This is a genomic window from Rhizobium sp. 9140, from assembly GCF_900067135.1.
In the GTDB taxonomy this organism is placed as follows: Bacteria; Pseudomonadota; Alphaproteobacteria; order Rhizobiales; family Rhizobiaceae; genus Ferranicluibacter.
The window spans coordinates 669,154-688,607 of sequence record NZ_FJUR01000001.1 but is presented as its reverse complement, the minus strand read 5'-3'; the positions used below and the strand labels follow the sequence as shown (position 1 = coordinate 688,607).

Here is a 19,454-nt window from a genome sequence, read left to right as displayed (position 1 = left end):
GGGCATGCCCGAAATGATAGATGCGCTCGACCAATGAACCGCTTCATTCAACGCATCATTCTATAGAACGCCTCCAAGGAACGCGCCTCATGACCGACACAGCAGCACCCACGAACGGTGACACCGGTGAAAATCCGTCGCTGAACATTCTCGCCCAGTACATCAAGGACCTTTCGTTCGAAAATCCGGGTGCGCCGCGCTCGCTTCAGGCCCGCGACAAGGCTCCGGCGATCAACATCAACGTCAATGTGAACGCCAATCCGATGACGGATACGGAATTCGACGTCGTGCTGACGCTGAATGCCGAAGCCAAGGATGGCGACAAGATTCTGTTTGCCGTCGAGCTGACCTATGGTGGCGTCTTCCGCGTCACCGGCTTCCCGCAGGAACACATGCTGCCGCTGCTCTTCATCGAGTGCCCGCGCCTGCTGTTCCCGTTTGCCCGCCAGATCGTGGCCGACGCGACGCGCAATGGCGGCTTCCCGCCGCTGATGATCGACCCGATCGATTTCGCGCAGATGTTCACGCAGCGTATGGCTGAAGACCGCGTCCGCGCCCAGGTTTCCACCACCCCGAACTGATCGGACTTCAGGCCGACTGATTTCAACGCCCGGTCCGACAAGGCCGGGCGTTTTGCGTTCAGACCTCGTAATGCGACCAGATGGCCTTTGCGCCGATCTTCTCGACAAGGGCCGCATGGGCGGCCATGTCGTTTTCGGCAAGGCGCGGACGCAAAGGCGTCGGCCGCTCGCGCGGCACGGCAACCACGTCATCGGAGGCTTCCGCCTGGGCACGGCTTTCCTGCGTGGTCAGGCCGAGCGCTGCCTGCCTGCCGCCGATCATCTCGATATAGACCTCGGCGAGAAGCTCGGAGTCCAGCAGGGCGCCGTGCTTTGTGCGATGGGTGTTGTCGATGCCGTAGCGCCGGCAAAGGGCATCGAGCGAGTTCGGCCCCATCGGATGCTTGCGGCGTGCCATAGACAGCGTATCGGTGACGAGGTCTTGCGAGACCGCCGGCCGATCGAGACGCGCCAGCTCGGCATTGATGAAACCCATGTCGAAGGTGGCGTTGTGCGCGACCCAGCGGGCGCCCTCGAAGAAGGCCATGAGGTCCTCGACCACCTCGGCGAAGACCGGCTTGTCCTTCAGGAAATCATCAGTGATGCCGTGCACGGCGAGCGCATCGGGATGGACCTTGCGGTCACCGGGATTGATGTACTTATGAAAACTCCGGCCGGTCGGAAAATGATCATTGAGCTCGATGCCACCGATTTCGATGACGCGGTCCTGGCGATTGTCGAGGCCGGTGGTTTCCGTATCGAAGATGATTTCCCGCATGGCACTTATCCTTCCGTCGAATACGATCTGCTGTCCAGCGGGGGACATGTTATCCCGCTTGGACAGTGAGAGCGCTGACAATCTCTTCGACCTTTCGGCGCGCGGCGTCCAGTCCGTGACCAGTATCGATCACATAGTTTGCACGGGCGCGTTTGTCGCTGTCCGGCATTTGCCGCGACAGGATCAGGGCGAATTTTTCCGGCGTCATGCCCGGGCGGGCGAGAACCCTCTGACGCTGGATGTCGGCATCGCAGGTGACAACCACGACCTTATCGACCCGACTCTCGCCGCCCGTCTCGTAGAGCAAGGGAATATCGAGGACGACGAGGGCGGCGTTGACCTGTCTTTCTCTGTCGAGAAAGGCCCGCTCCCTTTCCCGGACGAGAGGGTGGACGATCAACTCCAGCGTCTTGAAGTCGTCCGGATGTTTCGCCAGCGCCGCGCTAAGGGCCGCGCGATCGACCACACCGTCTTTTGTGGAACCGGGAAAAGCTGCCTCGATGGGCGCGACGGCCTGGCCGCGATAGAGATCGTGAACGACGGCATCGGCATCGTTGACGGGAACGCCCAGCGCCTTGAACATTTCGGCCGTCGTGGACTTGCCCATACCGATCGATCCGGTGAGCCCAAGGACGATCATGCGTGTGCCGCCATATCGGCGATGACGAGAGCGCGCAGCGTTTCATCCACGAGAGGTTTTTGACCGAACCATTTTTCGAAGCCGGGCGCCGCCTGATGCAACAGCATGCCGAGCCCGTCTACGATTCTTCGGCCCTGCGCCTCTGCCTGCGCGAGGATGGGCGTGACCAAGGGAACGTAGACGATATCGGTCACGACGGCGTTGCCGGGCATGCGAGTGAAATCGAAGTCGGGAACCGGTGTACCGTCCATGCCGAGCGAGGTCGTGTTGATGAAGAGGCTTGCATCTGTGAGAAGCTCCGGCAGCGCGTCCATGGCATGGGCCAGGACGCGTGTGCGCCCGAAGCGGTCTGAGAGTTCGCGGGCACGGGGCAGCGTGCGATTGACCACATGGATGGTGCGGACGCCGCAATCGCGGACGGCCTGGATCACAGCGCGGCTGGCACCACCGGCCCCGAGCACAATAGCGGTCTCGGCGTTGTTCCATCCCGGAGCCCGCTCGTCGAGATTGGCGGCAAAGCCGAGGCCGTCGGTATTGGTTGCCTTCAGCCGGCCCTCCTCCAACCAGACGGTGTTGGCCGCACCCATTTCCCGGCTCAGCGCATCGGCCTCATCGACATGGGCAATCACCGTTTCCTTGTGTGGAATGGTGACATTGCCCCCGACGAAGCCGGATTGGCCGGATTTGAGAAGCGCTATGAAATCGGGAAAGATGGCGGGTGTGACTTCGCGTGTGGTGTAGCTGCCGTCCAGCCCCAGTGTCTTCAGCCAGTGCGAATGGATCAACGGCGAGCGCGAATGGCGAACCGGATAACCGGCGACGAAGGCATGGTTAACAAATGTTTCACGTGAATCATGCATCGATGACACTCAATTTTCTCAGTTCACCCAGCAGCGGCAGGAGCGGCAATCCGAGGATCGTGAAGTAATCGCCGTCGATCGCCTCGAACAGTTGTATCCCCTCGCCTTCCAGCTGGTAGGCGCCGACGCTTGTCAAAGCTTTCTCTCCCACCCGCTGGAGATGCCGTGCGATAAATCCGTCATCGAGCGGGCGCATCGTCAGGCGAGCGGTCGAGACATGGGACCATAAGGTCCTGCCATCCTGGTAAAGGACAATGGCGCTGTTCAATTGATGGGTCTGCCCGGACAAAGAGCGTAAATGGTCATGCGCTTCCTCCATCGAGACTGGCTTGTGAAACACGCGGCCCCCCAGTGACATCGTCTGATCGGACCCGATGACGACGGGACCGATGTCTTCCCCAACCCCTTGCTCTTTGTGCAATGCCGAGGCGACAGATTCCGCCTTTGCTTCGGCCAGCACAGTCGCGACTCTTTCCGGGGATGCGCCTTCCGCCGCGAGCGGTGCTTCCAGCGCGCGCTCGTCGATCTCGGCCGCCTGCCACGTAAAGGCGATGCCAGCATTCTCGAGCAGCATGCGCCGGAACGGGCTCGCGGAGGCGAGGACAAGCTGATGCGTCATGGATGATCTCTCCCTATCGCGATGCGGACTAGCGCAGGCGCGGCCTCAGGGCAACGATGGCGGCGGCCGTTTCCTCGATCGATCGGCGAGTAACATCGATGATCGGCCAGTTGTTGCGGGCGCAGAGCGCACGGGCATATTTCAGTTCCTCGGCAATCGCTGCACGATCCGTGTAGTCCTGCCCATGAAACCCCTGCGTCGTACCCAGTACTCTGTGCTCGCGCACCTGGGAGACGCGATCGGCCGTCGCGATGAGGCAGACGACCAGCGGCTTCGTCGCCTCCAGCAGGCGCTCGGGCAAGGGAATGCCCGGCACGATCGGGATGTTCGCGGTACGGATCCCACGATTGGCGAGGTAGATGCTGGTCGGCGTCTTCGATGTGCGGCTGATCCCGATCAGCACGACATCCGCATCGTTGAAATCGGCGGGAAGCTGGCCGTCGTCATGGTCCATCGTGAAGTTGAGTGCGTCGATCCGCGCGAAGTACTCGGCGTCCATGACATGCTGGGCACCCGACCGTCGCCGCGACGAGGTGCCGAGATAGGTCTGGAAGAGATCGATGATCGGCTCCAGCACGGACACGCAGGGCACGCCGATCTGCTGGCACTGGGCATTGATGATGTCCGACAGCTCGCGATCGACGATCGTGTAGAGAACAATACCCGGCGCCGTATCGATCGACTCCAGCACCTGCATCAGCTGCTTGCGATTGCGGATCAGCGGATAGACGTGCTCCAGCGCATGATAGGTCTGGAATTGCGCCGCGGCTGCCCGGCCCGCCGCGATCAGGGTTTCCCCCGTCGAATCGGAGATCAGATGCAGGTGGAAATAGTTTTTGTGATTGTCCACGCTATTCTTGGCCGCCTGTTGATGATGGTGGATAAACCGAGCCTAGGGGTGAGCCGGCCCGGCAGGCAAGGGGAAAACCTTCGACTTATTCACAAAGAGACCCGCGCCGGCGATCTTTCCGGAGAACTTGTGAAAAAGACTCGCGATGCGACCGATCGCCGCCGATCCTCAACAAGTCATCCACAGGCAGAGGAAAAATCGGACGACAGTCAAGTTGCTCGAATGACAGGATTTTTTTGACTTACTCCCTATGTTGTCCCTGAAGCGCCCGATCATCGTCCCGCCAATTCGGACGGAAGTGCGTTCTGGGGACAAAGGACCGACAACCTTTAATCCTTGATAGTCACCGACTCTAAGAAATAGAAACCCTTAGATTCAAGATTCTATTTTAAGAGGGAAGCTGTGTGTGACGTCTGAAAACCGCAAGATCGTCCGGGTTCTGAACGGGGAGACGGTGACGCCTCCACCGATCTGGCTGATGCGTCAGGCCGGACGATATCTGCCGGAATATCGCGAGACGCGGGCAAGGGCCGGGAGCTTTCTCGATCTCTGCTATTCCCCCAACTTCGCCGTGGAAGTAACGCTGCAGCCGATCCGTCGCTATGCTTTCGACGCGGCCATCCTGTTTTCCGACATCCTCGTCATTCCCGATGCCCTGAAGCGCAATGTCCGCTTCGAGGAAGGCAGCGGACCCAAGCTCGATCCGATCGATGTCGACGGCATCAAGGCTCTCGACGGAAGGCCGGTCGCCGATCATCTGCGTCCTGTCATCGAAACCGTGGCGCGCCTGCGCCGGGAGCTTCCGACGGACACGGCACTGCTCGGTTTCTGCGGAGCGCCCTGGACGGTCGCGACCTACATGATCGCCGGGCACGGGACACCGGACCAGGCACCGGCACGGCTCTTCGCCTATCGGCACCCGGAAGCCTTCGATGCGCTGCTCGCTCTTCTCGCCGAACTTTCCGCGGACTACCTCGTGGCGCAGCTCGACGCCGGTGCAGATGCGGTACAGATCTTCGACTCCTGGGCCGGTGTTCTCGGTGAGGATACGTTCGAGCGGTTTGCGGTCGCTCCTGTGCGCCGGATCATCGACAACGTGCGGGCACGCCGGCCTGATGCGAAAATCATCGCCTTCGCCAAAGGGGCTGGTCTCCTGCTCAAGGACTATCGCCAGAAGACGCAGGCCGATGCGATCGGTCTCGACTGGTCGGTGCCGCTGTCGTTTGCGGCCGACCTGCAGAAGGACGGCCCGGTGCAGGGCAATCTCGATCCGATGCGCGTCGTTGCAGGCGGCAAGGCTCTCGAGGAAGGAACCGATCGGATCCTCGACCGTCTCGGACAAGGCCCTCTGATCTTCAATCTCGGCCATGGTATCACGCCGCAGGCGGATCCCGCCCATGTCGCTGATCTCGTGGCACGTGTCAGGAGCCGCGTATGAACACCCCGGAGCGCGGTGAGGGTAGCACGCGGCAAGTGGATGCCCCGGCAGGCCGTAAATCGCGTGTACGGGCCTTTGTGGCGCTTTCGGTGCTGGTGGCGATTATCGTCGGGCTGATCGCCTGGCAGCCGGCCGATCTCGTTCTGTGGATCAAGGCGCTTCACGTGGTTGCCGTCATCTCCTGGATGGCCGGCCTCCTCTACATGCCCCGCCTGTTCATCTACCACACCGACGCCGAGCCGGGCTCGCAGACGTCGGAGACCTTCAAGGTGATGGAGCGGCGGCTCATGAAGGTGATCATGCGCCCGGCCATGATGATCACCTGGACGCTCGGGCTCTATCTCGCCTGGAGCGTCTACGGTTTTCAGGGCGGCTGGCTTCATGCCAAGATCCTTGCCGTGATCCTGCTGACCGGCGTGCATGTGCACTATGCCGATGCCGTCGGGCGTTTTTCGCGCGATAGCGCGCGACGCACGGCGCGCTATTGGCGACTGATGAACGAGGTGCCAACCGTTCTGATGATCGTCATCGTGATCCTCGTCATCGTAAAGCCGTTTTAGGCCATCACGGACATTTTAGCCTCTCACATCGCTAGCCCCCTTGCGGTGCAGGCCGGAAGTCGCTAGCGTGTGATATCCCATCTTTCTGGCGCGCGTTAGAGTTCGAGTGGCTATCCCCCTGCCGCTCCCTTGACCCACACAGCGCCAGCCCTTCCATTCCCTCTGCAAGTGTGATTTTCCTTCATGGCTGAAATGAAGCTCCAAGACCTCAAGAACAAATCTGCAACCGACCTTCTGGCGTTCGCCGAGTCGGTGGAGGTCGAAAACGCCAGCGTGATGCGCAAGCAGGAGCTGATGTTCGCCATCCTGAAGATGCTCGCGGCGCAGGATGTCGAGATCATCGGCGAAGGTGTCGTCGAACTCCTCCAGGACGGCTTCGGCTTCCTGCGCTCCGCCAATGCCAATTACCTCCCCGGCCCCGACGATATCTACATCTCTCCCTCCCAGATCCGGCGCTTTTCGCTGAAGACCGGGGATACGGTCGAGGGTCCGATCCGCGGACCGAAGGAAGGCGAACGCTATTTCGCGCTTCTCAAGGTCAACACGATCAATTTCGAAGATCCGGAGAAAATCCGGCACAAGGTACACTTCGACAACCTGACGCCGCTCTATCCGAACGAGCGCTTCAAGATGGAACTCGAGGTTCCCACCTCGAAGGATCTTTCGTCGCGCGTCATGGATCTTGTAGCACCGCTCGGCAAGGGCCAGCGCGGCCTGATCGTCGCGCCGCCGCGCACCGGTAAGACGGTGCTGCTGCAGAACATCGCGCATTCGATCACCGCCAACCATCCGGAATGTTATCTGATCGTTCTTCTCATCGATGAGCGGCCGGAAGAAGTGACGGACATGCAGCGCTCCGTGAAGGGTGAGGTCGTTTCCTCCACCTTCGACGAACCTGCCACGCGCCACGTGCAGGTCGCCGAGATGGTCATCGAGAAGGCCAAGCGTCTTGTCGAGCATGGTCGCGACGTTGTCATTCTGCTCGATTCGATCACCCGCCTCGGCCGCGCTTACAACACGGTTGTCCCGTCCTCGGGCAAGGTTCTCACCGGTGGTGTGGATGCCAACGCCCTGCAGCGTCCGAAGCGCTTCTTCGGTGCGGCACGGAATATCGAGGAAGGCGGGTCGCTGACGATCGTTGCGACAGCGCTGATCGATACCGGCAGCCGCATGGACGAAGTCATCTTCGAAGAGTTCAAGGGCACGGGCAACTCGGAAATCGTTCTCGACCGGAAGGTTGCCGATAAGCGTATCTTCCCGGCGATGGACATTCTGAAGTCCGGTACCCGTAAGGAAGACTTGCTCGTCCCGCGTCAGGATCTCCAGAAGATCTTCGTTCTCCGTCGTATTCTCGCGCCGATGGGAACAACCGATGCAATCGAGTTCCTGATCGACAAGTTGAAGCAGACGAAGACGAACGGCGATTTCTTCGACTCCATGAACACGTGAGATCATCGGCATCACAAGAAGCTGATCTGTCGTTTCGTTCGACGCATTCTGAAAATCCCTGGCATCATCCAGGGATTTTTTCGTTTATCACAAATGAAGTTTTCACGGACGGTTCGAATGTCATCGGCCAGCGATACGATCTATTCTCTTTCCTCCGGCGGTCTGCCCTCGGGTGTCGCCGTCATCCGGATCAGCGGGCCATCGGCGTTGATGGTGTGCGAGGGTCTCTGTGGTGGTCCTGTTCGTCCGCGTGTGGCCACGCTACGAACGATTCGGTGCCGTAACGGAGATGTGGTTGATCAGGGACTGATCCTGTCGTTCCCAGGGCCGGCCTCCTTCACGGGAGAGGACTATGTCGAACTTCAGGCTCATGGAGGGCGGGCCGTCGTGGATCGCCTTCTGGACGAACTCGCTACGTTCCCCGGTTTTCGTCATGCAGACGCCGGCGAGTTTTCGCGCAGGGCCTTTGCACATGGAAAGCTGGATCTCGTTGAAGTCGAGGGTCTCGCCGACCTGATCTCTGCCGAGACGGAAATGCAACGGCGCCTTGCAAGCGAACACGCCCGCGGCGGGGTTTCACAGCTCTATCAAGGCTGGGCAAAGCGTCTGACTCACGCCCGTGCGATGATCGAGGCGGAGCTCGACTTTGCTGATGAGGACGATGTTCCGGGTTCCGTCAGTGCTGCGATATGGCGGGATACACAGCAACTCAGAGCGGAGATCGCCGAACATCTCGCTGGTGCGAGGATCGGTGCGATCATTCGGGATGGCTACCGCGTGGTCATTTCTGGTCCACCCAATGCTGGAAAATCCAGTCTTCTGAATGCCCTCGCCAAACAGGACATTGCCATCGTCACAGATGTAGCGGGCACAACCCGCGACGTTCTCAGTGTCGATATTTCTTTAGCCGGATTCGTTGTGAAGCTCTTTGACACTGCCGGTCTGCGGGAAACTGCCGATCCGGTCGAGCGCGAAGGCATCCGAAGGGCAAAGGCTCTTCTGCAGGATGCCGATCTCATATTGTCTCTCTCGGACACACCGGACGGATTCATGGTTCCGCCAGATAGGCAGATCGAAATCCTACGAATTGCCACCAAGATTGATATTTCTCTTGTTTCATGGGATAGAGCCGATGCTGACGTGTTCGTTTCTGTAGAGCATCCGGAAGGTCTCCAGTCGCTTATATCGGCGCTGATGGCCCGCCTTCCGGACCGAGCAAAAGCGGATTCCTTCGCTGTGCCCTCTCGCCGTCGGCATGCTGATCATTTGTCGCAGTGTCTGACTGCGTTGGATGAGGCTGTTGAAAGTGTTGATCTCGATATCCAGTCCGAGCAACTTCGGCGAGCTGGAGATGCGCTGGGGCGAATTACAGGTCGTGTCGATGTTGAAGATTTGTTGGATGTGATCTTCTCAGAATTCTGTATCGGCAAATAGACTGCAACGCATGCGAGTCATCCCGCACGTTTCACGTGAAACATTGAATCGGAATAGAAATGACCGTTAAGTATGATGTCATCGTTGTTGGTGGCGGACATGCCGGCTGTGAAGCGGCGGCCGTCGCTGCGCGTCTTGGCGCCAATGTTGCGCTTGTTACACATAAGCGGGAAACAATCGGTGTGATGTCGTGCAATCCCGCTATCGGCGGATTGGGCAAAGGGCACCTTGTCCGGGAAATCGATGCGTTCGATGGGTTGATGGGTCGCGTTGCCGATCAGGCTGGCATCCAGTTTCGGCTCCTGAATCGTAAAAAAGGCCCGGCCGTTCGAGGGCCGCGAACACAGGCTGATCGCCGCCTATATCGGGAGGCGATGCAGGCGGAACTTGCGAACCTGTCCTCGCTGACGGTGATAGAGGGCGATGTCATTGATCTCGTCATCGACCGCGTCGCGATTGCCGGTGTTGTTCTTGCGAGCGGAGAGACCATATTCTGCGGCGCAGTTGTTCTCACGACAGGCACGTTTCTCCGTGGTCTTATTCACATCGGAGATAAAAAAATCGCGGCCGGTCGCGTCGGTGAAGCGCCGTCGATCGGGCTATCGAAAGTGCTCGAAGACCATCACGTCGCCTTGGGTCGACTGAAGACCGGAACGCCCGCGCGTCTGGATGGCCTGACGATTCAATGGGACAGGATCGGCAGTCAGGCGGCGGACGAGGAACCTGTCCCCTTCTCCTTCATGACGGATCGTATCACAACACGCCAGATCGCGTGTGGCGTAACCCGAACCACTGACGCGACTCACCGAATCATTGAAGAGAACCTCCAAAAGTCGGCGATGTATTCGGGTCAGATCTCAGGTATTGGACCTCGCTACTGCCCATCGATCGAAGACAAGATCGTGAAATTCGGCGAGCGTAATGGGCACCAGATCTTTCTGGAACCGGAAGGTCTCGATGATCACACCGTCTATCCGAACGGCATTTCGACGTCTCTTCCAGAGGAGGTCCAGGCTGCCTTTATCCGAACGATACCCGGACTTGAAGATGCGAAAATCCTTCAGCCCGGCTACGCGATTGAATATGACCATGTCGATCCGCGCGAGCTTTCCGCGAGCTTGGAACTCAGGAAGATTCCTGGTCTGTTTCTAGCAGGTCAGATCAATGGGACGACGGGATACGAGGAGGCAGGGGCGCAGGGCCTCGTTGCCGGCCTGAATGCGACGCGCAAAGTTTCCGGCCAAAGTCCTCATATCTTCTCGCGCACAGATTCCTATATCGGCGTAATGATCGATGATCTCATTACACGCGGCGTTGCGGAACCCTATCGCATGTTCACATCGCGCGCGGAGTACCGTCTGTCTCTCCGTGCTGATAATGCCGACATGCGCTTAACACCGGCTGCGATCTCGCTTGGCTGCGTCTCTCACGAACGCCGGAACCGGTTTACCGCATGGGAGAGTTCCTTCGATCAATGGAAGGAAAAGCTTCATCAGCGAATGCTGACGCCAAATGAAGCGGGTACGCATGGTTTGAACCTGAACAAGGACGGACAGAGACGCTCTGCATTCGATCTGTTGTCGCATGCCGATATTACACTCTCCCGTCTCTCGGCCATCTGGCCGGATCTCGCAGTGGTTCCGACCAAGCTTGCCGAAGCTATCGAGATTGACGCTCATTACGCCGTTTATATGGATCGGCAGGCCACCGATATCGTTCGCGCGCGCAAGGAAGAGGAGCGGACAATACCAAACGACTTCACTTATGCCGATCTCAACGGCCTCTCCAATGAATTGAAACAGAAGCTGACACGAATACAACCTCGAAATTTTGCGCAGCTTCAGATCATCGATGGTATGACACCTTCAGCCGCGACGCTGATTCTGACCCATCTACAGCGCTACGAGCGGCGTGATGCAGCACAAGGTTTACACTGATGGCGAGTCAGTCCGCAGAATTGATCGGCTTACGTGTTTCACGTGAAACGAGCGAGAGGCTTCAGTATTTTACCGAACTTTTCCTGAAATGGGCGAAAACGATCAACCTCGTGGCTCCCTCTACCGTTGGAGACATCGGTAACCGACATATCCGGGACAGTGCCCAGATATACGCTCTCGCGCCCGGCCCGAAGACGTGGATCGATTTGGGTAGCGGCGGCGGATTTCCCGGTGTCATAACAGCTATTCTTCTTTCCGAAATCTCGGAGGGATGGGTCCATCTCGTCGAAAGCAATCAGAAGAAGGCAGCGTTCCTTCGCGTCGCATTGCAGGAAACGGGTGCACGAGGATCGGTCCATGTCTTGCGCATTGAAGACGCTCCCACCAAAATTCCGGCCTGCGACGCCATCTCTGCGCGGGCTGTTGCCGATCTGTCCCTGTTGCTACGGTTCATCGCGCCTTGGATGGCGAGTGGTGCGACACGAGCTTTTTTTCACAAAGGCAGGGATTACGAGACGGAAGTCGCGAATGCGCGTGGTCGGTATGATTTCGATCTGGTAAAACACCAAAGCATTGTCGAGGCTGACTCCGTCATTCTCGAGATCACGCGGATGCAGCAGCCGAGCCAAGGTGCAGGAGCGATCAATGTCGCGCGATAAAAACCGGATCATTACGATTGCGAACCAAAAGGGTGGCGTCGGTAAAACGACGACAGCTATCAATCTCGCGACCGCTTTAGCCGCAATCGGTGAATCCGTCTTGATTATCGATCTGGATCCCCAGGGCAATGCGAGCACCGGGCTCGGTATTCAGCGCCGTGATCGTCGGTATTCTTCCTACGACCTAATGATGGGAACGCATACGATCGATACGATCGTTCATCCGACTGTCGTGCCGAACTTATCGATCATTCCCTCGACTATGGATCTTCTCGGTCTGGAGATGGAGATTTCCAGTCAAAGCGACCGCGTTTTTCGCTTGAAAAAGGCCTTGGGAACGCCAGAGGCTTTGGCCTATTCCTACATTCTGGTCGATTGCCCGCCCTCCTTCAATTTGCTGACCATGAACGCCATGGCCGCCGCGCATTCGGTTCTCGTGCCGCTGCAATGCGAGTTCTTTGCGCTCGAAGGGCTTAGCCAGTTGCTGGAAACAGTCGATCAGATCCGTCGGAGCGTCAACCCGCAGCTCGATATACAGGGTATAGTCCTGACGATGTTCGACTCTCGGAACAACCTCGCGCAACAGGTCGTGAGCGACGTTCGTACGCATCTGGGCGAAAAAGTTTACCATACGCTCATCCCTCGCAACGTCCGGGTTTCCGAAGCGCCGTCCTATGGAAAGCCTGCTATCCTTTACGATCTAAAATGTGCAGGCAGCCAAGCTTATCTGCAACTCGCTTCTGAAGTGATTCAACGCGAGCGCCAGCGGAAAGCTGCGGCATAATCGATTCGGCTCCAGAATGATGAGGAGAACGCCATGAACGAAGATCCCGCACGGCGCCGTCTCGGACGAGGTCTCGCCGCATTGATCGGTGAGATGGACCAGCCTATTGTCGCTGAATCACCCTCGGCGCCAGTCGTTCCGGCAGACCGGCGTGTCCCGATCGAGCATATTACGCGGAACCCGCGCAATCCGCGGCGGACGTTCGATGAGGGAGAATTGCAGGATCTCGCAAACTCCGTTCGGCAGCATGGTATCGTCCAGCCCGTCGTCGTTCGTACCGTGATCGGTGACCGGTTCGAGATTATCGCCGGCGAGCGCCGTTGGCGCGCAGCCCAACTTGCCGGCTTTTCGGATATTCCCGTGATCGTTCGGGATGTGGATGATCGCACGGCGCTGGAAATTGCCATTGTCGAGAACGTCCAGCGTTCCGACCTCAATCCTCTCGAAGAGGCGATGGGGTATGAACTGCTGATTGCCGATCACGGCTACACGCAGAACGACCTCGGCGAGATCATCGGCAAGAGCCGGAGCCATGTGGCGAACAGCCTCCGGCTTCTGAAACTTCCGGAACCGGTGCGCGACATGCTGTCCTCAGGCACTCTTTCAGCGGGTCATGCGCGTGCGCTGATCCCCACTTCCGACCCGACCACCCTCGCCCGCGCAATCATCGCCAAAGGCTTGTCCGTTCGTGATACGGAGAAGCTTGCTCAGAACGATATCCGAGCCCAGAACGATCCGACCTTCGGTGCAAAGCCCCGTCCTGAAAAGGACGCCGATACAGTTGCACTCGAACGCTCTCTCACCGACAGTCTTGGCCTTGAGGTTTCCGTCAATCACCGGGCGAGTGGCGGCCAGCTGAAGATAAGCTATAAGACTCTGGAACAGTTGGAAGATATCTGCCGGCTGCTCGAGCGACGCTGATCGATGACGAGGTCGAGAGCGATGTTCAAGCAGAGCGCTGTCTGGCCGCTTGAAAGGCTATCGCGATCAGCGCTTGGCTGGCGATGTCGGCCTCAAGCGTCTGGCGGCCGCGACTTTGCAGAATTGCATTCTGTAGCCTCTGCAAATCACGCCGGATAGCCGGTAGTCCCCAGTTCTTCAACGCGGCTTCGATCAATGGTTTGCGACGGAAATGGATACCGCGGCCGAGCGTTGCGGTGACTTGCGATGGTCCGAGCCGCTTCGCGTCCATCTCTGCCCTGAGAATGTCGAGCTGCTGGAACTGGCGCAGGCAGCTTTGCAGTACGAGGAACATCGACGTCTTTGATGCTTCGACCTTGCGGAGCGACGTCATCAGGCGGTCCATATCTCCGGTGAGAACGGCATCCACAGCGTCATCGACCGAGGTGGAGCTGGCATCCCCAATAATATCGAGGACATGGCTTTCCTCTATGACGGGTTCATCGCGGCAGTAGAGCGCGAGCTTGGCGATCTCGTTGCGCGACGCCAGCCGGTCCGCACCCAGAAGATCGCGGAGCGCTTCGCGTGCCGCCGGTGTGATGCGCAGGCCAGCAGCACCGAGTTCCTTATCGATCAGGCCGTTGATGGCCTTGACGTCGTCGGCATAACAGGCGACGGCAATGATGCTGCGCGCGGTTTCCCCTATCTTGCGGAGCGCTGTGCCTTTTTTCAGGTCGCCGGCTTCCACGATGACGAAGGCGTCGCGTGGCGGCTCCTCAGCGAGGTAGGCGAGACCTTCGCTTAAGATCTTTTCGGTTCCCGATGCCCGCACCCAGACGAGCTTGCCGCCACCGAAGAGGCCCAGTGAATTGGCCTCGTCGGCGAGCCTGCCCGGAGATAGGTCGCTGCCATCCAGCTTGATGAGGGCAAAGGGATCGTTGAGTGCGATGCCGGTTTTCGCTGCGATTGCTGCAGCGCGTTCGGCGACCAGGCCACGATCGGGTCCGTAGAAAAGGTAAAGCCGCTGGCTGGGCAGCGGCCTTTCCACGAAATTGTCGAACTCGTGGGATTTGATTTCACTCATGCTGGCGCCGGATCAGTTGCCGAGTGCTGCGGAGAGATCGGCTCGGATGACTTCCGCGAGTTCGCGGGCAGCCCGGTTCTCTGCATCGCGGATGGCGCGAAGCTTGGCAAACTCCTGGATCGGAAAATCGACCAGTGCGACGGCTTTGCGATGACCTGATTTTACCGTCTTGCCGGTATCAACGCGGGTCAGGTTATAGTCCGCCTCGATGACGAGACGACCCGCCGATGCGGTGTCATTGTCATTGCGCTCGTCGAAGAGCACGCCGGTGGTCTGGTGGCTGACGCTCAGCGCCAGCTGGTATTGTGGCGCGACCGGCTCGCCCTTGCCACCGGATGTCAGGAAAATCAGGGCGTTGCGCACGCGCTGCTCGACACGGTCCTTGGCTTCAGAGATCCCAATCGAGGCCAATGCCGTCGCCGGGGCACCGCTCGGACCATCGGAATAAAGCGGGCGAACCTGGCAGCCCGCCATCAGCAACAGGGACAGACCGGCAAAGCCGAGGGCAAGGCGGCGGCGGGGATCGAACTTAGACGACGACATTCACGATCCTCTGCGGCACGACAATAATCTTCTTCGGCGTCCGGCCTTCCAGCGCGGTCCGCACGGCATCAAGGCTGAGTACGGCAGCCTCGACGGCAGTCTGATCCGCATCGCGCGCGATTGTCAAATCGGCGCGCTTCTTGCCGTTGATCTGGACCGGCAGGACGATTTCGGAAACCGTGACGAGCGCCTCGTTGAAGCGGGGCCAATCTGCCTGGGCGATCAGGCCTTCGCCGCCGATGACGCTCCAGCACTGTTCGGCCAGATGCGGCGTGATCGGCGCCATCAGATGGATTAGAATCTCGACCGCGTCGCGCATGGCGTCGGTTGTCGCAGCGTCCGCTCCAGTGGCGACATCGGCGAGCGGCGCGGCGAGTGCGTTCACCATCTCGTAGAGGCGCGCGACGGCTTTGTTAAAGGCGAGCTTGTCATAATCCGCTTCGACCGCCTTCAGCGTCCTGTGGGCGACCTGGGAAATGGCGCGTGCCGGCCCTTCCATAGCGGGCGCGGCCTTTGCTGCCGCCAGGGCCGGTGCCGCCTCGGAGATCAGACGCCAGACGCGCTGGACGAAGCGATGGGCGCCTTCGACGCCCGCTTCGGACCAGATGACGTCACGATCCGGCGGCGAGTCCGACAGCACGAAGAAGCGTGCCGTATCGGCACCGTAGGATGCGATGATGTCATCCGGATCGACCACGTTCCTCTTCGACTTCGACATCTTCTCGATGGAGCCGATAACGATCTCTTCGCCGGTCTCGTTCAGCGTCGCCCTGCGGCCGTTGCCGAGATCCTCGATGGTGATGGCCGACGGGTTGATCCACTCGCGTTGGGCGCCTTCTCCGCGGCTGTAGGTTTCATGCACCACCATGCCCTGGGTGAAGAGGCCCTTGAACGGCTCGGACAGCCCCGCGTGACCGGCAGCCTTCATGGCGCGTGTGAAGAAGCGGGAGTAGAGAAGGTGCAGGATCGCATGTTCGATGCCGCCGATATACTGATCGACGGGGATCCAGCGATCGACGATCGATCGGTTGGTCGGCTGTTCCTCCCACGGTGCCGTGAAGCGCATGAAATACCAGGAGGAATCGACGAACGTGTCCATCGTGTCCGTCTCGCGGCGTGCCCCGGCGCCGCATTGCGGGCAGCCGACATGGCGCCAGGTCGGGTGACGGTCGAGTGGGTTGCCGGGCTTGTCGAAGGTGACGTCGTCGGGCAGGCGGACCGGCAGGTCCTTCTTCGGCACGGGAACGACACCGCAGACTTCGCAGTGGATGACCGGAATGGGGCAGCCCCAATAACGCTGGCGGGAAATTCCCCAATCTCGCAATCTGAAGTTGACTTTGCGCTCGGCCTGCGGGCGACCGGCAAGGTCCTGGTTCTCCAGCAAGCTCGCCACACGCTCGAAAGCGGCTTCAATGGTGAGGCCGTCGAGGAAGCGAGAATGGATCATTACGCCGTCGCCCGTATAGGCCTCCGTGCCGACGCTGAAGGTTGCCGCATCGCCGTCGGCCGGCATGACGACCGGTATCACGGGCAGGTCGTAGCGGCGCGCGAAATCAAGGTCGCGCTGGTCACCAGAGGGGCAGCCGAAGATGGCACCCGTGCCGTAATCCATCAGGACGAAGTTGGCGACGTAGACTGGTAATTCCCAAGAGGGATCGAGCGGATGGCGGACGCGCAGGCCGGTGTCGATGCCACGCTTCTCTGCCGTCTCAAGGGCGGCAAGCGAGGTTCCTGCGCGACGGCATTCGTCGCAGAAGGCTTCCAGTTCGGCATTGCCCGCAGCGACCTTGCGCGCCAGCGGGTGATCTGCGGCGATCGCGAGGAAGGAGGCGCCGAACAGGGTGTCCGGACGGGTCGTGTAAACCTCGACCTCCGTTTCACCGGGTGCGCGTGGGTCCGCAACGAGTTCCCAGCGGATGGAGAGACCCTCTGAGCGACCGATCCAGTTCTTTTGCATCAGCCGGACCTTTTCCGGCCAGTGCTCCAACGTATCGAGCGAGTCCAGCAAGTCCTGACTGAAGTCGGTTATGCGGAAGAACCACTGTGTCAGCTCGCGTTGTTCTACGAGCGCGTTGGAGCGCCAGCCGCGGCCGTCGATCACCTGCTCGTTGGCCAGCACGGTATGATCGACCGGATCCCAGTTGACCTTGGACTGTTTGCGATAGACCAGGCCCTTTTCCATGAAATCGATGAAGAGGTGCTGCTGCTGCTGGTAATAGGCGACGTCGCAGGTGGCGAATTCGCGGCTCCAGTCGAGCGAGAGGCCCATGACCTTCAGCTGCGCGCGCATGGAGGCGATGTTCTGGTAGGTCCACTCGGCGGGATGAACGCCGCGCTCCATGGCCGCGTTTTCGGCGGGCATGCCGAAGGCGTCCCAGCCCATGGGGTGCAGGACGTTGTAGCCGCGCGCACGCTTGAAGCGGGCGACGACGTCGCCCATCGCATAGTTGCGCACATGGCCCATGTGGATGCGGCCGGAGGGATAGGGAAACATCTCCAGGACGTAGTATTTTTCCCGCGGGTCGTTATTGTCCGTCTTGTAGACGGATTTTTCGTCCCATTCGCGCTGCCAGCGAGGTTCTGCATCGCGCGGGTTATAGCGTTCTGTGGCCATGTGTTTCGTCGTTCCGGAAATTGTGCGGGGCGCTGCCGCTCGGTCTTATGTGGCGTGACCTTCATCATGAAACAACGGTAGCGTCAAGTTTTGCGGGCCTTTGCCTTGGCTCTGTGGCATTCCCCGCAAGCTTGCTTGGCGGCCCGCAGGGAGTTGTCTATATCGAGCCTGCAATCGCGCGTGACCGTGGCGCTTCAAGCCACATGACTGCCAGGGAGACCTTGCCTATGACCCGAGTGGACCAGTGGAACGAGGTGCTGTCGCGCATCCACATGGCGGAGGATGGTGCTGCGCGCGCGCGCGGCTCCGTGGCGCTGGTTGCGGTATCGAAGACCTTCGATGCAGACGCCATCCGTCCCGTGATTACGGCCGGGCAGCGCGTGTTCGGCGAAAACCGGGTGCAAGAGTCGCAGGGCAAGTGGCCCGAGCTGAAAGCGGAGACGCCGGATATCACGCTGCATCTGATCGGCCCGCTCCAGTCCAACAAGGCGGCCGATGCCGTTGCATTGTTCGACGTCATCGAGACCATCGACCGGGAGAAGATCGCTCGCGCCGTGGCAGCGGAGATCGCGCGGCAGGGCAAGCCGGTTCGGATCTACGTGCAGGTGAACACCGGGCTCGAGCCACAAAAGGCGGGCATTGCGCCGGATGAGACGGCAGCTTTCGTGGCGACGTGTCGGGATACGCTGAACCTACCCGTAGAGGGGTTGATGTGCATTCCGCCGGCAGACGAGAATCCGGGTCCACATTTCGCGCTGCTGGCAAAGCTTGCAGCAGAGAATGATGTCGAGAAGCTGTCGATGGGCATGTCGGGCGATTTCGATGTCGCTATCGCCTTCGGGGCGACGAGCGTTCGCGTGGGGTCGGCGATCTTCGGTCTGCGCGATGTCGCAGTGCAGCCCGCTTGACGATACTGGAAAACCTGAGGTCATAAAAAACCCGGCACATGGCCGGGCTTTCGGTGATGCCGCAATGAGGCTTCTGCGGATCAGTATTTCTCTTCTTCTTCGTCCGGCGTCGAGGACTTCAACGATTTCAGCTTTGCAAAAACGGCGTCCGCGTCCATTTCCTTCTCTTCCTCACGCTCGTAGCCATAGCTGAAGCGTTCGGTTTCCTGCGCGGGTTCCAGCGTAGCGCCGAGATCGGCGGCTGTCGGCAACGGGCGGCCCTTGGAGGCGCGTTCGACCTCGAGGTCGAGATCGATCTGGCTGCAGAGACCGAGCGTGACCGGGTCGCTCGCCGTCAGGTTGGCCGAGTTCCAGTGCGTCCGCTCGCGGATCTGCTCGATCGTCGACTTGGTGGTGCCGACGAGGCGCGAGATCTGGGCGTCCTTGAGTTCGGGATGGTTGCGCACGAGCCAGAGAATGGCGTTCGGGCGGTCCTGGCGCTTGGAGACCGGCGTGTAGCGCGGGCCTTTGCGCTTGGATTCGGGAACGCGAACCTTCGGATCGGAAATCTTCAGCTTGTGGTTCGGATTGCCTTCGGCGCGGACGATTTCATCACGCGACAGCTGCCCGGTGGCGATGGGATCGAGGCCTTTGATGCCCTGGGCTGATTCGCCATCGGCAATCGCCTTGACTTCCAGGGGATGCAGCTTGCAGAACGTGGCGATCTGCTCGAACGACAGGGCGGTATTATCGACAAGCCAGACCGCCGTGGCTTTCGGCATCAGCAATTGTTGAGCCATAGATATAGTCCTTCTGTCCGCCGCGCCGGTGTCGCGGGCCGTGGAATACCACTGATTT

20 protein-coding genes are annotated in these 19,454 nt (G+C 59.7%); 11 read left to right on the top strand and 9 right to left on the bottom strand.

The annotated features are described in order from the left end of the window. Window positions 1-89: 89 nt before the first annotated feature. The gene (secB, locus tag GA0004734_RS03085; RefSeq protein WP_092931109.1) at window positions 90-581 is read left to right on the top strand and encodes a protein-export chaperone SecB; all 492 of its coding nucleotides are present in this window, start codon (window positions 90-92) and stop codon (window positions 579-581) included. A gap of 58 nt (window positions 582-639) precedes the next feature. Here secB and dnaQ read toward each other — a convergent pair whose 3' ends face one another. Genes dnaQ through GA0004734_RS03060 form a run of 5 tightly spaced genes read right to left on the bottom strand, consistent with a single transcriptional unit; the run spans window position 640 to window position 4,307 of the window. Then, on the bottom strand, window positions 640-1,338 hold the full coding sequence (dnaQ, locus tag GA0004734_RS03080; protein WP_092931107.1) for a DNA polymerase III subunit epsilon: 699 nt from the start codon (window positions 1,336-1,338) through the stop codon (window positions 640-642). Window positions 1,339-1,387: 49 nt separating this feature from the next. Further along, complete coding sequence (coaE, locus tag GA0004734_RS03075) at window positions 1,388-1,978, bottom strand: dephospho-CoA kinase (protein ID WP_092931105.1); 591 nt, start codon at window positions 1,976-1,978, stop codon at window positions 1,388-1,390. Then, on the bottom strand, window positions 1,975-2,838 hold the full coding sequence (locus GA0004734_RS03070; RefSeq protein WP_092931103.1) for a shikimate dehydrogenase: 864 nt from the start codon (window positions 2,836-2,838) through the stop codon (window positions 1,975-1,977). The genes coaE and GA0004734_RS03070 overlap by 4 nt, the downstream gene beginning before the upstream one ends. After that, a complete protein-coding gene (locus GA0004734_RS03065) occupies window positions 2,831-3,457 on the bottom strand; it encodes a Maf-like protein (protein ID WP_092931101.1) in 627 nt (208 codons plus the stop codon). Before GA0004734_RS03065 ends, GA0004734_RS03070 begins: the two co-directional genes overlap by 8 nt. Before the next feature lie 28 nt (window positions 3,458-3,485). Beyond that, entirely contained in the window at window positions 3,486-4,307 is an 822-nt protein-coding gene (locus GA0004734_RS03060) for a pyruvate, water dikinase regulatory protein (protein WP_092931099.1), read from the bottom strand. Between GA0004734_RS03060 and GA0004734_RS03055 the strand changes: the two genes are divergently transcribed. The 9 genes from GA0004734_RS03055 (at window position 4,275) to GA0004734_RS03015 (ending at window position 13,489) form a co-directional block, all read left to right on the top strand. Continuing rightward, window positions 4,275-4,547: a hypothetical protein gene (locus tag GA0004734_RS03055; protein ID WP_139056221.1), complete on the top strand. Its 273-nt coding sequence runs from the start codon at window positions 4,275-4,277 to the stop codon at window positions 4,545-4,547. The genes GA0004734_RS03060 and GA0004734_RS03055 overlap by 33 nt on opposite strands. Before the next feature lie 166 nt (window positions 4,548-4,713). Continuing rightward, window positions 4,714-5,745 (top strand): uroporphyrinogen decarboxylase, encoded by a 1,032-nt coding sequence (hemE, locus tag GA0004734_RS03050; protein WP_092931097.1) that lies wholly within the window; start codon window positions 4,714-4,716, stop codon window positions 5,743-5,745. Then, window positions 5,742-6,305, top strand: a complete 564-nt coding sequence (gene hemJ, locus GA0004734_RS03045; protein ID WP_092931095.1) for a protoporphyrinogen oxidase HemJ — start codon at window positions 5,742-5,744, stop codon at window positions 6,303-6,305. Before hemE ends, hemJ begins: the two co-directional genes overlap by 4 nt. Before the next feature lie 183 nt (window positions 6,306-6,488). After that, window positions 6,489-7,754 carry a transcription termination factor Rho gene (gene rho, locus GA0004734_RS03040; RefSeq protein ID WP_092931093.1) on the top strand — a complete coding sequence of 422 codons (1,266 nt, stop codon included), beginning with the start codon at window positions 6,489-6,491 and terminating at the stop codon, window positions 7,752-7,754. 117 nt (window positions 7,755-7,871) lie between these two features. Further along, entirely contained in the window at window positions 7,872-9,188 is a 1,317-nt protein-coding gene (gene mnmE / locus GA0004734_RS03035; protein ID WP_092931091.1) for a tRNA uridine-5-carboxymethylaminomethyl(34) synthesis GTPase MnmE, read from the top strand. 59 nt (window positions 9,189-9,247) lie between these two features. Further along, window positions 9,248-11,125 (top strand): tRNA uridine-5-carboxymethylaminomethyl(34) synthesis enzyme MnmG, encoded by a 1,878-nt coding sequence (gene mnmG, locus GA0004734_RS03030; protein ID WP_092931089.1) that lies wholly within the window; start codon window positions 9,248-9,250, stop codon window positions 11,123-11,125. Continuing rightward, entirely contained in the window at window positions 11,125-11,784 is a 660-nt protein-coding gene (locus GA0004734_RS03025; protein ID WP_092931087.1) for a 16S rRNA (guanine(527)-N(7))-methyltransferase RsmG, read from the top strand. The genes mnmG and GA0004734_RS03025 overlap by 1 nt, the downstream gene beginning before the upstream one ends. Then, a complete protein-coding gene (locus GA0004734_RS03020) occupies window positions 11,771-12,568 on the top strand; it encodes a ParA family protein (RefSeq protein WP_092931085.1) in 798 nt (265 codons plus the stop codon). The genes GA0004734_RS03025 and GA0004734_RS03020 overlap by 14 nt, the downstream gene beginning before the upstream one ends. A gap of 33 nt (window positions 12,569-12,601) precedes the next feature. Continuing rightward, window positions 12,602-13,489, top strand: a complete 888-nt coding sequence (locus GA0004734_RS03015) for a ParB/RepB/Spo0J family partition protein (protein ID WP_092931083.1) — start codon at window positions 12,602-12,604, stop codon at window positions 13,487-13,489. A 25-nt stretch (window positions 13,490-13,514) separates the two neighbouring features. On the opposite strand, the gene holA is transcribed toward GA0004734_RS03015, so the two are convergent. The 3 genes from holA to leuS are packed head-to-tail and all read right to left on the bottom strand — an operon-like array spanning window position 13,515 to window position 17,709. Further along, window positions 13,515-14,552: a DNA polymerase III subunit delta gene (holA, locus tag GA0004734_RS03010; RefSeq protein WP_092931080.1), complete on the bottom strand. Its 1,038-nt coding sequence runs from the start codon at window positions 14,550-14,552 to the stop codon at window positions 13,515-13,517. A 12-nt stretch (window positions 14,553-14,564) separates the two neighbouring features. After that, window positions 14,565-15,095: an LPS assembly lipoprotein LptE gene (gene lptE, locus GA0004734_RS03005; protein WP_092931078.1), complete on the bottom strand. Its 531-nt coding sequence runs from the start codon at window positions 15,093-15,095 to the stop codon at window positions 14,565-14,567. Beyond that, complete coding sequence (gene leuS / locus GA0004734_RS03000; RefSeq protein ID WP_092931076.1) at window positions 15,082-17,709, bottom strand: leucine--tRNA ligase; 2,628 nt, start codon at window positions 17,707-17,709, stop codon at window positions 15,082-15,084. The genes lptE and leuS overlap by 14 nt, the downstream gene beginning before the upstream one ends. Window positions 17,710-17,936: 227 nt before the next feature. Between leuS and GA0004734_RS02995 the strand changes: the two genes are divergently transcribed. Then, a complete protein-coding gene (locus GA0004734_RS02995; protein ID WP_092931074.1) occupies window positions 17,937-18,617 on the top strand; it encodes a YggS family pyridoxal phosphate-dependent enzyme in 681 nt (226 codons plus the stop codon). Window positions 18,618-18,697: 80 nt separating this feature from the next. Here the strand turns inward: GA0004734_RS02995 and GA0004734_RS02990 are convergent, their stop codons facing one another. Beyond that, complete coding sequence (locus GA0004734_RS02990; RefSeq protein ID WP_092931072.1) at window positions 18,698-19,396, bottom strand: DUF1013 domain-containing protein; 699 nt, start codon at window positions 19,394-19,396, stop codon at window positions 18,698-18,700. Between the last annotated feature and the right edge of the window lie 58 nt (window positions 19,397-19,454).

Excerpts from the sequence above, each read along its gene's own strand:
- secB (WP_092931109.1), top strand. The coding sequence starts at position 90 with ATGACCGACACAGCAGCACCCACGAACGGTGACACCGGTGAAAATCCG.
- dnaQ (WP_092931107.1), bottom strand. The coding sequence starts at position 1,338 with ATGCGGGAAATCATCTTCGATACGGAAACCACCGGCCTCGACAATCGC.
- coaE (WP_092931105.1), bottom strand. The coding sequence starts at position 1,978 with ATGATCGTCCTTGGGCTCACCGGATCGATCGGTATGGGCAAGTCCACG.
- GA0004734_RS03070 (WP_092931103.1), bottom strand. The coding sequence starts at position 2,838 with ATGCATGATTCACGTGAAACATTTGTTAACCATGCCTTCGTCGCCGGT.
- GA0004734_RS03065 (WP_092931101.1), bottom strand. The coding sequence starts at position 3,457 with ATGACGCATCAGCTTGTCCTCGCCTCCGCGAGCCCGTTCCGGCGCATG.
- GA0004734_RS03055 (WP_139056221.1), top strand. The coding sequence starts at position 4,275 with ATGCAGGTGGAAATAGTTTTTGTGATTGTCCACGCTATTCTTGGCCGC.
- hemJ (WP_092931095.1), top strand. The coding sequence starts at position 5,742 with ATGAACACCCCGGAGCGCGGTGAGGGTAGCACGCGGCAAGTGGATGCC.
- rho (WP_092931093.1), top strand. The coding sequence starts at position 6,489 with ATGGCTGAAATGAAGCTCCAAGACCTCAAGAACAAATCTGCAACCGAC.
- mnmE (WP_092931091.1), top strand. The coding sequence starts at position 7,872 with ATGTCATCGGCCAGCGATACGATCTATTCTCTTTCCTCCGGCGGTCTG.
- mnmG (WP_092931089.1), top strand. The coding sequence starts at position 9,248 with ATGACCGTTAAGTATGATGTCATCGTTGTTGGTGGCGGACATGCCGGC.
- GA0004734_RS03025 (WP_092931087.1), top strand. The coding sequence starts at position 11,125 with ATGGCGAGTCAGTCCGCAGAATTGATCGGCTTACGTGTTTCACGTGAA.
- GA0004734_RS03020 (WP_092931085.1), top strand. The coding sequence starts at position 11,771 with ATGTCGCGCGATAAAAACCGGATCATTACGATTGCGAACCAAAAGGGT.
- GA0004734_RS03015 (WP_092931083.1), top strand. The coding sequence starts at position 12,602 with ATGAACGAAGATCCCGCACGGCGCCGTCTCGGACGAGGTCTCGCCGCA.
- holA (WP_092931080.1), bottom strand. The coding sequence starts at position 14,552 with ATGAGTGAAATCAAATCCCACGAGTTCGACAATTTCGTGGAAAGGCCG.
- lptE (WP_092931078.1), bottom strand. The coding sequence starts at position 15,095 with ATGTCGTCGTCTAAGTTCGATCCCCGCCGCCGCCTTGCCCTCGGCTTT.
- leuS (WP_092931076.1), bottom strand. The coding sequence starts at position 17,709 with ATGGCCACAGAACGCTATAACCCGCGCGATGCAGAACCTCGCTGGCAG.
- GA0004734_RS02995 (WP_092931074.1), top strand. The coding sequence starts at position 17,937 with ATGACCCGAGTGGACCAGTGGAACGAGGTGCTGTCGCGCATCCACATG.
- GA0004734_RS02990 (WP_092931072.1), bottom strand. The coding sequence starts at position 19,396 with ATGGCTCAACAATTGCTGATGCCGAAAGCCACGGCGGTCTGGCTTGTC.